This is a genomic window from Halorubrum lipolyticum DSM 21995 (genome assembly GCF_000337375.1).
GTDB classification, from domain to species: domain Archaea; phylum Halobacteriota; class Halobacteria; order Halobacteriales; family Haloferacaceae; genus Halorubrum; species Halorubrum lipolyticum.
In genome coordinates, this window is the sequence record NZ_AOJG01000015.1 from 60,765 (window position 1) to 75,999 (window position 15,235).

The 15,235-nt window shown below is 72.7% G+C and carries 15 protein-coding genes; 8 read left to right on the plus strand and 7 right to left on the minus strand.

Annotated features, from left to right (window positions below; genetic code table 11):
• Positions 1 to 36: 36 nt before the first annotated feature.
• Both purL and C469_RS06350 read right to left on the minus strand, forming a co-directional pair.
• The gene (gene purL / locus C469_RS06345; RefSeq protein ID WP_008004877.1) at positions 37 to 2,307 is read right to left on the minus strand and encodes a phosphoribosylformylglycinamidine synthase subunit PurL; all 2,271 of its coding nucleotides are present in this window, start codon (positions 2,305 to 2,307) and stop codon (positions 37 to 39) included.
• Positions 2,308 to 2,831: 524 nt separating this feature from the next.
• Positions 2,832 to 3,209: a hypothetical protein gene (locus C469_RS06350; protein WP_008004879.1), complete on the minus strand. Its 378-nt coding sequence runs from the start codon at positions 3,207 to 3,209 to the stop codon at positions 2,832 to 2,834.
• A 118-nt stretch (positions 3,210 to 3,327) separates the two neighbouring features.
• On the opposite strand from C469_RS06350, the gene C469_RS06355 reads away from it, so the two are divergent.
• The 6 genes from C469_RS06355 (at position 3,328) to kdgK1 (ending at position 9,169) form a co-directional block, all read left to right on the plus strand.
• Positions 3,328 to 4,413 (plus strand): MBL fold metallo-hydrolase, encoded by a 1,086-nt coding sequence (locus tag C469_RS06355; protein ID WP_008004881.1) that lies wholly within the window; start codon positions 3,328 to 3,330, stop codon positions 4,411 to 4,413.
• Positions 4,414 to 4,486: 73 nt separating this feature from the next.
• Entirely contained in the window at positions 4,487 to 5,437 is a 951-nt protein-coding gene (locus tag C469_RS06360) for a DUF4129 domain-containing protein (protein ID WP_008004882.1), read from the plus strand.
• Positions 5,437 to 6,075 carry a DUF7269 family protein gene (locus C469_RS06365; RefSeq protein WP_008004884.1) on the plus strand — a complete coding sequence of 213 codons (639 nt, stop codon included), beginning with the start codon at positions 5,437 to 5,439 and terminating at the stop codon, positions 6,073 to 6,075. Before C469_RS06360 ends, C469_RS06365 begins: the two co-directional genes overlap by 1 nt.
• A complete protein-coding gene (locus C469_RS06370; RefSeq protein WP_008004885.1) occupies positions 6,072 to 7,433 on the plus strand; it encodes a DUF58 domain-containing protein in 1,362 nt (453 codons plus the stop codon). The genes C469_RS06365 and C469_RS06370 overlap by 4 nt, the downstream gene beginning before the upstream one ends.
• Positions 7,373 to 7,993 (plus strand): DUF7519 family protein, encoded by a 621-nt coding sequence (locus C469_RS06375; protein ID WP_008004887.1) that lies wholly within the window; start codon positions 7,373 to 7,375, stop codon positions 7,991 to 7,993. The genes C469_RS06370 and C469_RS06375 overlap by 61 nt, the downstream gene beginning before the upstream one ends.
• Before the next feature lie 210 nt (positions 7,994 to 8,203).
• Positions 8,204 to 9,169, plus strand: a complete 966-nt coding sequence (kdgK1, locus tag C469_RS06380) for a bifunctional 2-dehydro-3-deoxygluconokinase/2-dehydro-3-deoxygalactonokinase (protein WP_008004889.1) — start codon at positions 8,204 to 8,206, stop codon at positions 9,167 to 9,169.
• A 419-nt stretch (positions 9,170 to 9,588) separates the two neighbouring features.
• Here the strand turns inward: kdgK1 and C469_RS06385 are convergent, their stop codons facing one another.
• From C469_RS06385 to C469_RS06405, 5 genes are all read right to left on the minus strand, one after another.
• Positions 9,589 to 10,002 (minus strand): hypothetical protein, encoded by a 414-nt coding sequence (locus C469_RS06385; protein WP_008004891.1) that lies wholly within the window; start codon positions 10,000 to 10,002, stop codon positions 9,589 to 9,591.
• 75 nt (positions 10,003 to 10,077) lie between these two features.
• Positions 10,078 to 11,007, minus strand: coding sequence for an aminotransferase class IV (locus C469_RS06390; RefSeq protein WP_008004893.1), 930 nt, complete (start codon positions 11,005 to 11,007; stop codon positions 10,078 to 10,080).
• Entirely contained in the window at positions 11,000 to 11,638 is a 639-nt protein-coding gene (locus tag C469_RS06395) for an anthranilate synthase component II (protein ID WP_008004895.1), read from the minus strand. The genes C469_RS06390 and C469_RS06395 overlap by 8 nt, the downstream gene beginning before the upstream one ends.
• On the minus strand, positions 11,631 to 13,346 hold the full coding sequence (locus C469_RS06400; RefSeq protein WP_008004897.1) for an anthranilate synthase component I family protein: 1,716 nt from the start codon (positions 13,344 to 13,346) through the stop codon (positions 11,631 to 11,633). The genes C469_RS06395 and C469_RS06400 overlap by 8 nt, the downstream gene beginning before the upstream one ends.
• Before the next feature lie 71 nt (positions 13,347 to 13,417).
• On the minus strand, positions 13,418 to 14,008 hold the full coding sequence (locus tag C469_RS06405) for a helix-hairpin-helix domain-containing protein (RefSeq protein ID WP_008004898.1): 591 nt from the start codon (positions 14,006 to 14,008) through the stop codon (positions 13,418 to 13,420).
• A gap of 240 nt (positions 14,009 to 14,248) precedes the next feature.
• On the opposite strand from C469_RS06405, the gene C469_RS06410 reads away from it, so the two are divergent.
• Together C469_RS06410 and C469_RS16735 are read left to right on the plus strand one after the other, a co-directional pair.
• Positions 14,249 to 14,707: a hypothetical protein gene (locus tag C469_RS06410; protein WP_008004900.1), complete on the plus strand. Its 459-nt coding sequence runs from the start codon at positions 14,249 to 14,251 to the stop codon at positions 14,705 to 14,707.
• A 128-nt stretch (positions 14,708 to 14,835) separates the two neighbouring features.
• Positions 14,836 to 15,174: a hypothetical protein gene (locus C469_RS16735; protein WP_147587260.1), complete on the plus strand. Its 339-nt coding sequence runs from the start codon at positions 14,836 to 14,838 to the stop codon at positions 15,172 to 15,174.
• Positions 15,175 to 15,235: the final 61 nt, after the last annotated feature.

Below are 15,235 nucleotides of genomic sequence, written 5' to 3' on the forward strand. Positions count from 1 at the left end.
GGCGGCGCGATCGGCCGATCCGGCCGCGAGACCGAGTCAGGCGAGTTCTCGCTCGATGACGCCGCGGAGGTCCCGGATCGCGTCGGCGTCGAGCGCGACCGCGTCGTCGCCGACCGACAGCGAGAGCGCCCCGTCGGCCGTCACCTCGCCGAGCCGGAGCACGGGGAGGTCGCCCGCGATCTCGGCGACCGCCTCGGGGTCGGTCGTCTGGACGACGAGCCTGCCGGGCGTCTCCTCGAAGGCCGCGACGCGGTCGGGGAGGGTCACGTCGGCGCCCGCCTCGTCGGTCACCAGCTCCGCGAGCGCGACGGCGAGCCCGCCGTCGCTCACGTCGTGCGTCGCGAGCGTCGACTCGTGCCGGGCGACCGCCGCGAGCGACGCGACGAGGTCGGCGAGACCGCCGGGCCCCTCCTCCGCGTCCGGAAGCGCCGGGAACCGGTCGGTCCCGCCGGTCTGCGCGAGGTACTCGGAGCCGCCGAGGGCGCCGCCGTCGGCGTCGCCGGCGCCGACGAGGAGGAGCTCGGAGTCGCTCGCGCGGTCCACGTCGAGGGCGGCGGGCGGCGCGTCGTACCCCTTTCGGGTGCCGATCAGCGCGAGCGTCGGCGTCGGCGGGATCGGTCCCTCGACGCTGTCGTTGTACAGCGAGACGTTGCCGCCGACCACGGGGGTGTCGAGGTCGGCGCAGGCGTCGGCGAGCCCGTCGACGATCCCCTTGAACCCGCCGTACACGTCGGGCTTCTCCGGGTTGCCGCCGTTGAGGCAGTCGACCGCCGCGAGCGGGACCGCGCCCTTCGCGGCGAGGTTGGTCGCGTTCTCGAGGGCGACGGCGCGGGCGCCCTCGTAGGGAGCGGTCTCGGTCCAGTTCGGGTTCGCGCCGGAGGAGAGCGCGAGGCCGACGCCCTCGGGGTCGCCTCCGTCGGCGTCCTCGCCCTCGGGATCGCTCTCTTCCGTTTCCGTCTCTCGGATCGCCATGATCGCGGCGTCGTCGCCGGGTTTCATCGCGGTGCGGACGCCGACCTCGTGGTCGTACTGGCGGTACACCCAGCGCTTGCTCGCGGTCGAGGGGGCGGCGATAACGGATTCGACCGCCTCTTCGAGCGACGGTTCGGGTTCCGGGAGGTCGCGGTCCGGCTGGGTCGGGGCCTCGCTCGGGAGGTCGTTCATCGGGGCGCCGTCGGCGAGGTACTCGGCGTCCACGTCGACGACGACCTCGGACTCCTCGTCGTCGCCCGCGAACTCGCAGACGTAGTTCCCGTCGGTCACGTCGCCGATGACGGAACAGCCGAGGTCGAACCGGTCGGCGAGCGCCGCGACGCGGTCCACGTCTTCCGGCGCGACCTCGTAGCACATCCGCTCCTGGCTCTCGGCCAGCAGGATCTCCATCGCGTTCATGCTCGGCTCGCGCTGGTGGACGCTGTCGAGGTCGAGTCGGGCGCCGAGCCCGCCCTTCGCGACCAGCTCGGAGGAGGCGCCGCCGAGGCCGGCCGCGCCGAGGTCGCGGGCCGACAGGACCAGGTCCTCGTCGACGAGCGCCTCGTTGCACTCGATCAACCGCTTCTCGGCGTAGGGGTCGCCCACCTGCACCGCGGGGCGGTCCTCGGTCTCGGCGTCCTCCGCGAGGTCCTCGCTCGCGAACGAGGCGCCGCCCAGCCCGTCGCGGCCGGTGCCGTTGCCGACGAGGACCAGCTTGTTGCCCGGCTCCTGTGCGGTCGCGGTCACGAGCCGCTCCTCGTTGGTGAGGCCGACGCAGGCGACGTTGACGAGGGGGTTCCCCTCGTAGCCGCCGTGGAAGGCGACGCTGCCGCCGACCGTGGGGACCCCGATGCAGTTGCCGTAGTGGGAGATACCCTCGACGACGCCCTCGAAGAGGTAGCGGGAGCGCTCGCGGTCGAAGCCGCCGAAGTACAGCGAGTCGAGGAGGGCGATCGGGTACGCGCCCATCGACATCGTGTCGCGGACGATGCCGCCGACCCCCGTCGCCGCCCCGTCGAACGGGTCGACGAAGGAGGGGTGGTTGTGGCTCTCGACGCCGAAGGTGACGTACTGGTCGCCGTAGTCGTCGGCGTCGCGGTCGGCGGCCGGAACGTCGGCGGCCTCGGGGTCGGGCAGCGCGAGGACCGCCGCGTCGTCGCCGGGGCCGACGACGACCTGGTCGCCCTCGCTCTCGAACGCCGACAGCAGGGGCCGCGAGGAGCGGTACGCGCAGTGCTCGCTCCAGAGGTTCTCGAACAGCGCGGCCTCGGCCGCCGTCGGCTCCCGGCCGAGCTCCGCGACGACGAGCTCGTGGTCCGAATCGGGCAGACTCATTCACTTACGTGGTTATCGAGCCCGTTCTAATGCTTTTCTATGTGCACGTTCGTGGTTATACAATGCGACTTCGACGACGGATCGACTCGCAATGCGACTTCGACGACGGATCGACTCGCAGTGCTTGTGCGGTGGCGCGCGCCGCCGAGCGCCCGGAGGGCGCGAGGTGCACGCGCGAGGGAGTCGGTCGCCCGGAGCAACGCGGAGGGCGACCGACGAGGCTGGGGAGGTGTGAGGTGCGGGGCGGTTGCGGTCGGGTGGGTCTCAAAGGGGCAGTCGCGCTCGGCGAACCCCAGCGACGCAAGGACCGCAAGGAGGGAGCGCTCGCGACCGACTGAGGACCGCAGCGAGCTGTGGGAGCCGAGCGCGACTGGGGCTTTGGCGGTGGTCACCGTCGATCTGCCAGCAGCTATTTATAAGTGAGCGACTGGGGCTTTGGAGGCGTTCGCCGCCGATTTACCAGCAACCATTTATAAGCGATCGGTCGGATACGTAGGGGAACTCACGACACAGCCAGCAACCACTTATAAAGCCACGAGCGACACGCCGTAGATCGCCAGCGATCCGGCCGCGCCGACGGCCAGCGATTTCGTGTTCAGTCGGACCGCGCGCCGCCGATCGGCTTCGAGCGCCTCCGCGTTCTGCACCTGCTGGGTCCCCGTGCCGACGTCGAAGACGCCGATCCCCGCGAAGCCGACGCAGAACCGCTCGCGGTACTGGAAGTAGCCCATCGCGGCGCCGTACAGCGGGAACAGCGAGGCGATCAGCGTCCAGCGCGGCCACCCCATCGCGAGGATCGCGGCGACGGTGACCGCCGCGAGCAGCAGCGACCCGACCCCGAGGAGGAGCCGCCGTCGCTGTTGGGCCGGTCCGATGTTGCACACGCCCGGTTGGTACTCCATACCGATCCCACGGGGTCCGCGTTCGAAAAGGGTCCGGATCGGCGCGGGCGCTCCGCGTGGTCGCCCCACCGATTTCCGCGGTGGCAACCCTCAAAAGGGCTCCCGACGACCGTTCCCTGTGAAACGGATCCAGCTCGGCAACACCGTCTTCGAGGGCGCAAACGACGTGTACCTGCTCGACGGCGAGACGACCGCGCTCGTCGACACCGGCGTCGCGCTCCCGGACGTGCGCGGGGAGTTGGAGGCCGGCCTCGCCGAATACGGGCTCGCGTTCGCCGACGTGGACGCGATCGCGCTCACCCACTGGCACCCCGACCACGCGGGGCTGGCCGGGGAGATCCAGGCCGACGGCGACGCCGACGTGTACGTCCACGAGGCGGACGCGTCGCTCGTCGACGGCAGCGAGGCGCCGCTGTTCCTCGATCGGGACCTCCAGCGCGAGACGTTCGATCGGTGGGGGATGCCCGAGCCCGACCGGGAGCGGCTGACCGCCTTCTTCGACGCCGTGAGCGCCGACCTCAGCGGCCGCCCCGCCGACGTGACGACGTTCGGCGACGGCGACTTCCTCGAGGTCGGCGGCGTCGCCCTCGACGCGATGCACCTCCCGGGCCACACGGCCGGCCTCACGGGGTTCGCCTTCGACCCGCGCGAGGTCCCCGACCACGAGCCGGTCGCGGCCGACCGCCGCCGCGACGAGCCCGACCGGTCCGTCGAGCCCGGCGAGCCCGGGGAGGAGCTGTTCGCGGGCGACGCGCTCCTCCCGCGGTACACCCCGAACGTCGGCGGCGCCGACGTGCGCGTCGACGCGCCGCTGGCCGCCTACGCCGACAGCCTCGCGCGGATCGTCGAACGCGACTTCGACGCGGCCCACCCCGGCCACCGCGAGCGGATCGACGAGCCGAGCCGGCGGGCCGCGACGATCCTCGACCACCACCGACACCGCACCCGGCGGGTGCTCGAGGTGCTCGCCGACGGCGGGCCGGCGACCGCGTGGGAGGTGTCGGCCGCGCTGTTCGGCGACCTCTCGGAGATCCACGTCCTCCACGGCCCCGGCGAGGCGTTCGCGCACCTCGATCACCTCGCGGACGCTGGCGTCGTCGAGCCCGACGGGACCGCCTATCGGCTGGTCGATCCGGAGCCGGACGTCGACGAGCTGTTCCCGACCACCCCCCTCGACGACGCGGTCGACGGCTCCGAGGGGTAGTTCGGGCCATTCGCGAACGCCGCTCTCCGTTCCCCGCCGAAAGCTATTCCTCCGGGACGGCGTATCCACGGACGTGAAGCGGGACACCCTCCTCGCCGTCGCCCTCGCCCTCCTCGCCGTCGTCGCGCTCGGCGTCGCGGCCGCGACGCTCGACTCGGCCGTCAGCCTCGGCGGCGGCGGGTTCGGTGGCGCCGAGGGCGACGCGCCGAGCGCCGGCGACGGGTCGGGGGACCCCGGTCCCTCCCCGACGCCCGGCGGCGAGGCGTCCCTCGCGACGCAGCCGCTGTGCTACGAGTTCCTCGGCGAGCCCCCGGCCCTGTTGGTCCTCTCGGGGGTCCTCCTCGCGATCGCGGCGATCGCCTACTGGGACACGCGCTCGCCGATCGCCGCCCTCGCGGCCGCCGGCGCGGTCGGCCTCCCGATCGGGCTGGTCTGGTGGGGTCTGGCCACCTGCGGGTCGTCGTCGACCGAAAGCGAGTTCGATTTCGGCTTCGCCGGCCCGGACGAGGGGATCCTCCCCGAGGGCGCCGCGGGCGGCGCTGGCGCCGGCGGGGGCGAGGGCGCGGCCTCGGCGCCGGAGTTCCTGTTCGCGCTCGTCGTCGTCGTCGCCCTCGTCGCGAGCGTCGGGGTGCTCCTCCTCGCGGGCGGCGACGACGAGGCGACGCCCGGATCCGAAGCGGCCGCCGAGGACGACCCCGATGAGTCGGCGCGCGACCTCGCCGCCGTCGGGCGCACCGCCGGGCGAGCCGCCGACCGGATCGAGTCGTCGGACGCCGACAACGAGGTGTACCGGGCGTGGCGCGACATGACGGCGGCGCTCGACGTGGACCGACCCGCCTCCTCGACGCCGGCGGAGTTCGCGAACGCGGCGGTCGACGCCGGCGTCGAGGAGGCCCCGGTCGCGACGCTCACCGAGGTCTTCGAGCGGGTCCGGTACGGCGGCGAGGACGCGACCGACGACCGCGAGCGGCGAGCGGTCGAGGCGCTGCGTCGGATCGAGGAGCGACACGGGGGTGACGGGTAGTGCGCCCCCTCGCGCTCGTCGGCGTCGCGGCGGTCGCGGTCGGGTTCGTCGCCGTCGCGAATCGCGGAATCGCGGCCGCGATCGATCCCTCCACCGTCGTCGTCACCCTCGTCGGCGCGCTCGCCGTCGCGCAGGGAGTCCGATACGCGAACGAGCGACGCGGTCGCGACCGACGGATCGCCGATCCCGGCGAACCGGAGCGACGGGCGCCCGCGACCGTGCCCGGGTCCGACCTCGACGAGCGGATCGCCCGGACGACCGCCGCCTCCCTCGGGGGGTACGCCTCGCGCCGCGAACTCCGGGAGCGGATCCGGACCGCCGCGGTGGCGGCGGTCGCCCGGGACCGGAACTGCTCGACCGGAGCGGCCGACCGGGCCGTGGCGGTGGGGACGTGGACCGACGACCCGACCGCGGCCGCGTTCCTCTCGAGCGACGCGTCCTACCCGGTCCGGACTCGTCTCCGAGCCGCGCTCCGCGGTCGGTCGCGGTACGGGTACGGGCTCCGCGCCGCGATCGACGCGATCGGGCGGCTCGATCCGGACGATCATGGCGGTTCCGACGGTCCCGTTGGTTCCGACGATTCCGACGGCCCCGGCGGCCCCGACACTCCGGGCGCTCCGGCGGAGGCGGCGCGATGAGCGTCGAAACCGCCGACGGCGACGACTCCGGCGACGACGCACCGGGCGCCGCCGCCGAGAGCCGCGAGGACGGCCGCACCGAGCGCACGCCCCTCAGACGCTCGGAGACGGCGCGGTGGGACGGGATCGCCGGGGTCGCCCTCGCGCTCGTCGGAATCGGCGTCGTCGCCCGCCGGCCCGGGCTCGTGTTGACCGGGGCCGTCGGGGTCGGCTACGTCGTCTACGCGCGGATCGGCGAGGCGCGCGAGGCGACGGTCGAGATCGACCGAACCGTGAGCGACGACGCCCCGTCACCGGGCGACGAGGTGACCGTCACGGTCCGCGCGCGCAACGTCGGCGGCGCCGCCCTGCCGGACCTCCGGCTCGTCGACGGGGTGCCGCCCGGGCTGGAGGTCGTCGACGGGCCGGCGCGGATCGCGACCGCGCTCCGACCGGGCGCGACGGCCGCCTTCGAGTACACCGTCCGGGCGAGCCGCGGGGAACACGAGTGGGAGCCGACGCGAGCGATCACCCGGGACGCGGCCGGCTCTCGGGAGCGCACGACCGCGCTCGCGACCCCCACACGGATCGTCTGCACGCCGGAGCTCTCGGCGGGCGGCGACCTCCCCCTGCGCGGGCTGACGACGATCTACCACGGCCGGGTTCCGACCGACGTCGGCGGCGCCGGCGTCGAGTTCCACGCCACCCGCGAGTACCGCCGCGGCGACCCCCTCAAGCGGATCGACTGGAACCGGCGGGCGCGAACGGGGGAGCTGGCGACGCTCGAGCTCCGCGAGGAGCGCGCCGCGACCGTCGTCCTCCTGATCGACGCCCGAGAGTCGGCGTACGCCGCGGCCGAGCCCGACGCCGACACCGCCGTGGAGGCGAGCGTCGAGGCCGCCGGACAGGCGTTCACCGCGCTGCTCGACGGCGGGGACCGGGTCGGGATCGCGGCGCTCGGCCCGCGCGACTGCTGGCTCTCGCCGGGGGCGGGCACGGCGCACGCGGCCCGCGGGCGCGAGACGCTGGCGACCGACCCCGCGCTGGCGCCGACGCCGAGCGAGGGCCGGTTCTACCGGTCGCTGTGGCTCCGGCGGTTCCGCCGGCGGCTCCCGGCCGACGCGCAGGTGCTCTTTTTCACCCCGCTGCTCGACGACTCCGCGGCCTCGCTCGCGCGCCGGATCGACGCCCACGGCCACCTCGTCACCGTCTGCTCGCCGGACGTGACCGCCGCCGACACACCCGGGACACGGCTGGTCGCGTTCGAGCGCCGCGAGCGGCTCCGAGAGCTGCGCGGATCGGGGATCCGCGTCGTCGAATGGGGCGACCGGTCGTTCCCCGTCGCGGTCGCGCGGGCCACCGGGAGGTGGTCGCGGTGAGCCGGCGCGAGGCGGCCGGCGGCGGCGCCGAATCGCGGGATTCGGAACCGCCCGACGCGCCCGTGGACCGCGAGCGCGACGCCCGCCCGCCGACGGCCGCGGTCGTCGCGAGCCTCGTCGCCGGCGCGGGCGCGGCGCTGTCCGCGTTCCTCGCCGCCCCTCTCGGCGGGGCGCTCGTGGGGCTCGCGACGGTCGCCCTCCTCGCCGGGTCGCTCCGGCGGTCCCCCCGGATCCTCTCGTGGGCCGCGGGGATCGGCGTCGTCGGGATCGCGGTCGCCGGGTACCGCCGCGGAGCGGTCGAGCCCCTGCTCGCGGCCGGCGTCGCGCTCGCGCTCGCGTGGGACCTCGCGGACCACGGGGTCTCCCTCGGCGAGCAGGCGGGTCGGGAGGCGCGGACTCGCCGCAACGTCGCGGTCCACGCCGGGACGACCCTGCTCGCGGGCGGGCTCTCGGTCGCCGTCGTCTACGGGGCGTACCTCGCGGCCGCGGGGAACCAGCCGGTGGCCGCGCTCGCGCTGCTGCTGTTCGGGGCGGTGGCGCTGGCGTCGGCGGTGCGGTGAGTCGGGTCGCGGTGCGTACCGGCGCCGCGGTGCGCGTCGGCTCTCGTCCCCGGGGACCGCCCCGCCGCCGATCGCGGGTCCTTTTGTACTCCCTCGCCGACGCTCCGGTATGCACACCGCAGCGACTGCGGCGACCGCGGCGACCGCGGCGATCACGGTGACCGCGGCGATCACGGTGACCGCGGCGACCGCGACGGCCGCGCAGACGAGGTGGTCGGCGTGACGGACCTGGTGACGTTCGGCGAGACGATGCTCCGGCTCTCGCCGCCGCGCGGCGAGCGGCTGGAGACCACCGAGACCCTCGGCGTGCAGGCGGGGGGCGCGGAGAGCAACGTCGCGGTCGGCGCCGCGCGGCTCGGCGCCGACGCCGTCTGGCTCTCGAAGCTCCCGGAGTCGCCGCTCGGGCGCCGGATCGTCGGCGAGCTCCGGAGCCACGGCGTCCGGACCGGGGTGTCGTGGGCCGACCCCGAGACGAGCCGACTGGGAACGTACTACCTCGAACACGGCGGGGAGCCGCGCGGGACGAACGTGATCTACGACCGCGCGGACGCCGCGATCACGACGGTCACGCCCGCGGAGCTCCCCACCGGCGCGCTGGAGTCGGCGGAGTACTTCCACACGACGGGGATCACGCCCGCGCTCTCGGACCGGGCCGCGGAGACGACGACGGCCCTGCTCCGCGCCGCGGGCGAGGCCGGAGCGACGCGCTCGTTCGACCTCAACTACCGGGCGAAGCTCTGGGAGCCCGAAACCGCGCGCGCCGCCTACGAGGACCTCTTCGAGCACGTCGACACCCTGTTCGTCCCCCGGCGGGACGCCCGGGAGGTGCTGGGCCGCGAGGGCGACGCGGTCGAGATCGCTCACGGGCTCGCCTCGGCGTTCGGCTTCGAGACGGTGGTCGTCACCCGCGGCACGGAGGGCGCGGTCGCGCTCCGGAACGGCGCGATCCACGAGCAGGGCGTGTTCGAGGCCGACACGGTCGACGCGATCGGCACCGGCGACGCGTTCGTCGCCGGCTACCTCGCGAAGCGGATCGACGGAGGCGGCGTGGCCGACTCGCTGGAGTGGGCCGCCGCGGCCGCCGCCCTGAAACGCACCGTTGACGGCGACCTCGCGGTGATCACGCCCGGCGACGTCGAGACGGTCGTCGACGGCGCCGGCGGGATAAATCGATAAATACCCCTTATAAACAGCTCTGCGGTGGCGCGCGCCTCCGAGTGGCCGCCCTCGGCGGCCACGAGGAGCCCGTGCGAGGTCGCCGGCGCGTCGCGCCGGCTGCCAGAGGGACCGAAGGTCCCTCGCTGGAGTCAGCCGGCCGGAGCGAAGCGAAGGCCGGCTGACGAGGTTGGGAAGGTGTGAGGCTGCGGTTGCGGTGCGGGGTGGGACTCAAAGGGGCAGTCGCGAGGACGAAGCACGACGATGTAAGCACTGCAGGGAGCGAGCATTGCGAGCGACCGAAGCGCGCAGCGAGTCGCGCGAGTCGTCGCGACTGGGGCTTTAGAGGTCCTCGCCGTTGATCTGCGATTAGATACTTATAAGCGAGCGGCTAGGGCTTCGAGGTTGTTCCTCGCTGCGCTCTTTAGGACGACAATCACCTACGAAACGTCGTCGTCGAACACCCACGCTTCGATGACCCGCTCGACGTCGTCCTGCCGCCAGAGGATCTGCACGATCCCCGCCGAGCCGAGGTTCACCCGTATGGCTTCCCCGTTGATCGCGTCGGTCGGTCCGATACCGTCGTCTAGCTCCGCCCACGCGACGGTGTCCGTTTCACCCGATTCGTAGTCGACGCTGACGTTGGTGATGTACACGTCTCCTGCGGGGAGTTGGCGCTCCCCACCGGTGTGTTCGATGTCCAATCGACTCGGGGCGTCGTCCGCTCCGTGGTACACGAACGCGAAACAGGCGATCTCGTCGCACGTCGTCGTCGTCAGTCGGTAATACCCGGCCGCTCCGAACCCGACCGCTGTCACACCGCCGAGGAGGACGGCTCGTCGCCGCAGGGACATAGCCGACCCACGTAGACCCGATACGTAGGCCTTTGGCCGCTAGCGTCCCGGTCCGAACGCCCATCTATAAATCCCCTATAACCGCTCGCCGTCGTAGTACCGCTCCTCCACGCGCCGATCGAACAGCCGCGAGAGCAGCGCGGTCAGCGGTCCCTCGACGCCGTCGCCGTCGACGCGAAGCCCGTCCACCGTCGCGACCGGCCGGATCTCCCACGTCGAGTTAGTCAAAAACACCTCGTCGGCCTCGCGCACCGCGTCCGGCGCGTAGGTGCCCTCCTCAACCGGTATTCCCTCTTCCTCCGCGATCTCGATCACGGTCCGCCGCGTCACGCCGGGGAGGATCGGCCCGTCGAGCGAGGGCGTCTTGAGGGCGGTGCCGTCGGCGAAAAAGAGGTTCGAGGTCGCCCCCTCGGCGACGTTCCCGTCCGGATCGAGCATCAGCGCCTCGTCCGCGCCGGTCACGCGCAGCTCCAGCCGCGCTAAGATTCCGTTGAGGTAGTTGTGCGTCTTCGCGTCGGCCGGGAGCGCCCGCGAGGCGGGCTTGCGCGTCTTCGTCGTCTGGAGCGCGGCGGGGCCGTCGCCGACCGGCTCCGAGTCGACGCCGCCGCGGGGGAGCGGCTTCGCGATCACGACGACGGTTGGGTCGACCTCGGGTCGGGGATCGAGCGTCCCGGGTTGGACCCCGCGCGTGATGGACAGCTTCACGTACGCGTCTGCGAGGTCGTTCGCGGCGAGCGTCTCGTCGATCCGGGCTCTCAGGTCCGACTCAGCGAGCCCGTGGTCGAGCCCGAGGGTCTCACAGGTGGCCGCGAGCCGCGCCGCGTGGTCGTCCCACCGGAATACCTCGCCGCCGTACGCGCGCAGGGTCTCGAAGGCGGCGTCGCCGTAGGCGAACCCGCGGTCCTCGACGGAGACCGTCGCCGCCGAGGCGGGGACGACCTCGCCGTCGACGTGGTAGCGGAGTTCTTCAGCCGCGTCGTCCGCCCCGCTCGGCTCCTCACTCATCCTCGCACACCTCCACGAAGTTCTCCACCATGGCCTTCCCGCGCGGCGTCAGGATGCTCTCGGGGTGGAACTGCACGCCGACGTGCGGCTTCTCGCGGTGGCGCACGCCCATCACGACCTCGCGCTCCTCGTCCGTGCGCGCCGTCTCGACCAGCTCGTCGGGGAGGTCCTCCCGCTCGACGCACAGCGAGTGGTACCGGCCGACTCGGAGCCGGTCGGGGAGCCCCGAGAACACGCCCGCGCCGTCGTGGGCGATCGTCGAGGGCTTCCCGTGGACGACCTCGGGCGCGTGGCCGACCCGGCTCCCGCGGCTCGCGCACAGCGCCTGGTGGCCGAGACAGACGCCGAACACCGGCCGTTCGAGCTCGAAGACGTCGATCGAGACCCCGGCCTCCGCGGGGGTTCCCGGTCCGGGAGAGACGACGACGCCGTCGGGATCGAGCGCGCGGATCCCCTCGACGTCGACCGCGTCGTTGCGCCGCACCGCGACCGCGCCGGCGACCTCGCCGACGTACTGGACGAGGTTGTACGCGAACGAGTCGTAGTTGTCGACGACGAGGATCCGCGCGTCCGACTCGCCGGCGCCGGGTCGCCAGCCGGCCCCCGCCGACCGATCGGCGTCGTCAGTCATCGGCGTTCCCCTCCCCGACCGCCATCCCGCCGGCCGCGAGCGCCTCGTCGACCGCGGTCACGAGCGCCCGGGCCTTCGCGAGCGTCTCCTCGTACTCCGCGTCCGGCTCGGAGTCGTGCACGATCCCCGCGCCGACGCGCAAGTGGTACTCGGCCGCCCGCCGGACCAGCGTGCGGATGACGATGTTGAGCGTCGCCCGCCCGTCGAAGCCGGCCGCGAGCATCGAGCCGGTGTAGGGGCCCCGACGCGTCTCCTCCAGTTCGTCGATGATCTCCATCGTCCGCGGCTTGGGCGCGCCCGTGATCGTCCCGCCGGGGAAACACGCCGCGATCGCGTCGGCGAGCCCCACGTCCGGCCGCGCCTCCCCCTCGATCAGGCTCACGAGGTGCATCACCTCGCTGTACCGGTCCACGCGGCGGTACTCCGCCACGTCGACCGTGCCGAACCGGGAGACCTTCCCGAGGTCGTTGCGCTCCAGGTCCACGAGCATGGCGTGTTCCGCGCGCTCCTTCGCGTCGCCGGTCAGCTCCGCCTCCATGTCGGCGTCCGCCTCGGGCGTCTCGCCCCGCGGCCGGGTGCCGGCGATGGGCTCCGTGACGAGGCGGGCGCCGCGGTCGCCGTGGTCTCCGCGGTCGGACGCGTCGCGCTCGGCGCCCGGCCCGGCCGCGTCCCCGACCGGAACCCGCTCTAAGAGTAGCTCCGGGCTCGCGCTCACGAGGTCGACGCCGGAGGGGTCACTCGCCGAGCCCGCCCCGCTCCCATCGTCCTCACCTCTGCCGTTCCCCCGCGAGAGCTCGATCAGCCCGGAGTACGGCGCCGGGTTCACTCTCCGGAGGGCGTCGTACGCCTCGACGGGGTGGACCGCGGCCGGGGCGCGCAGCCGCTGGGAGACGTTCGCCTGAAAGGTGTCGCCGTCGCGCACGTACTCTTTCACCCGACTGACCGCCTCGGCGTACCCCTCACGCCCCACGTCGCTCTCGAAGGTCGCCGTCGACGCGTCCGGATCGGGGGCCGGCCCGACCGCGGGGTCGCCCGACTCGATCCGGTCGATCAGGTCGTCAGCGCGCGACGCGCCATCGTCGAACAGGGCGTCGAGCGCGTCGCGGTCGGCGTCCGGGTCGTCGACTCCCTCCGGAACGCGCGGGCAGGCGGTCACGCGGAGGGTGACGGCCTCGGCGGCGTCGGAAACGGGACACTCCCACGCTGCCACGCGGTCGAAGACGCCGACCTGGAGCCGCGGGAGCCCCCGGTCGTCGACCGCGCCGGGACCCGCCGGCGCCGGCTCCGGGAACGACTCCAGCTCGCGGGCGGCGTCGTACGAGAGCCACCCGAACGCGCCGCACGGATAGGGAACGTCGCAGTCGCCGCGCGCGAGCGCCTCGCCGTCGATGACCCCCTCCAGCGCCGCGAGCGTGGGGCTCGGGCGTCGGTAGTCGCCGGTGGAGGCCTCGCTCCCGCCCTCCGACGCGACCGCCGCGTCGCCGGAGACGGTGAGCCGCTCGACCGGGTCGACGCCGAAGTACCCCCAGCCGGACTGGCCGCCGGTGGTCTCGTAGCAGAACCCGCCGGAGCCGTCGCGGGCGCGCCGGTAGGCCGCGAAGGGGTCGTCGACGGCGACCCGACGCTCGACCGGGACGCGGGCTCCCGCGGGCGCCGCCGCGGCGACCTCGCGGAACCGGTCCCGGTCGGTGTGTGCCGATCGCTGCATGTGACTCGGTTCGGCGGGGGCGACGAAACAGTTGCGGTCGGCGGTCTCGGAACCGGTCGCGGGCGGTCGCCTCAGAACTCCTTGGCGCGGTCGATCCACGTCGCGGCCCGCTTCTCGCCGACGCTCGTCCCCTCGGCGACGGCCTCGGCGTCGGCGGCCGCGAGGTCCGCGACGGTGTCGATTCCGATTTCGGCGAGCCGCTCCGCGTACGCCGGCCCGATACCCGTGAGCTCCTCGACATCCGTGCCCGTCTCGTCGTCGTCGACGGCGACCTCCTCATCGGCGATCCCCGCGGCCTCCGCCGGCTCGGCCGCCTCGGACGGGTCCTCGGTGGCCCCCTCCTCGTCGACCAGCGAGTCGGTCGAGGCGGCCGCCTCCGTGCCGGTGGCGACGGGTTCGTCGTCCGGCTCGTCGCCGTCGGACTCGTCCGTCGACTCCGACTCGTCGGCAGCCGATTCCTCGTCCGCGGCCGCGTCGTCGGGCTCGTCCGTCGACTCTGGCTCCGGTTCGGGTTCCGGCTCCGGTTCGGGTTCCGGCTCCGGCTCAGACTCCGATTCCGGCTCCGGATCGCGCTCGACGGTCACTTCCGGGTCCGTTTCCTCGCGTTCGGCGGGACCGCTCCCGAACCCGAGCTTCTCTTTGAGCTTCTGCAGTAGGGCCATCGACGGCAGATACGAACGTCGGATATTTAAAAGCCGTCGCCGCCGGGACGTATCGCGGGTCTCCGTCGCCGGTCGCGTCGCTCGACAGTCGTTTCAGCTCCCTCCGCCAACCATCTCCACCCCTCCGCCGACCGCCCACTTATATCTCCACCCCTCCGCCGACCGCCCACTTCTCTGCCGACCGTCCCCCGTCGACCGCGTCCCGCCGATTTATAAGGATCGCCGGCGCGTACGGGAGGTATGAACGCTCTCAACCCGGTCATGTGGTCGGTCCACGTCGGCTTCGCGGTGCTGTGGACCGGCGGCGTGTTGTTCGTCGCGCTGGCGGTGCTCCCGCCCGCGCTCCGCGGCGAGATCGACGGCGGCGCCCTCGGATCGATCGTCGGCCGGCTCCGGTGGATCACCCGGATCGCCGCGCTCGCGTTCATCGCCACCGGCGGCCACATGGCGGGCACCCTCTACACGTTCGAGTCGCTCACCGGCAGCGCCCGCGGACACCTCGTCTTGACGATGATCGCCCTGTGGTTCCTTATTACCGGCCTCGTCGAGGTCGGCAGCGGGAAGCTGACCGACGGGCTCGACGCCGGGAAGCTCCGCGAGCCCGCCCGCGACGCGAAGCCGTTCTTCTACGGCGCCGCCGGGCTCTCCGTTGCGCTCATCGTCGCGGCGGGTCTGCTCGCGAGCCCGACGCTTTTGTAACTCGGTCGCGGCCCGTGACCTCGCCCGACTACTGTGCTGTAAGGGTAGCCTGTTCGGCAAACCGAACAGACTACTCCTCACACCACCACTACACATAAGCGCGTGTATGTTTAACCACACGCCACACAATGTCATCCAATATCCCGACTCCAGATCATGTCTGGGAACTCGACTCCACCATGACTGCCGAAGAGTACGTTGACCTTCTCGACCAGGAGATGACGCTCAAACGCGTTGATGGCGCAGACTTTCTGATCCGGAGCGTCGCCGGTCACGGTTCTCGCTACGATATCGTTGAACTCGTACAAGAAACCAAAGGCCTGCTCGGGCAGAAACGAGAGGTATTTGTACACTTCAAATACCACCACAGTGATAAAACCGCGATCGCAGAAGACGTTCTCAACCCGTACAAGATCGCCGACGTCCACAGTGAAGGTTCTAGTTCACCGAACAACGTCCCGAACTAATTTCCGCAACACGACTTACTTTTCTCCCAAACTGACTCAGTACGGCTGTGTAGGTAATACG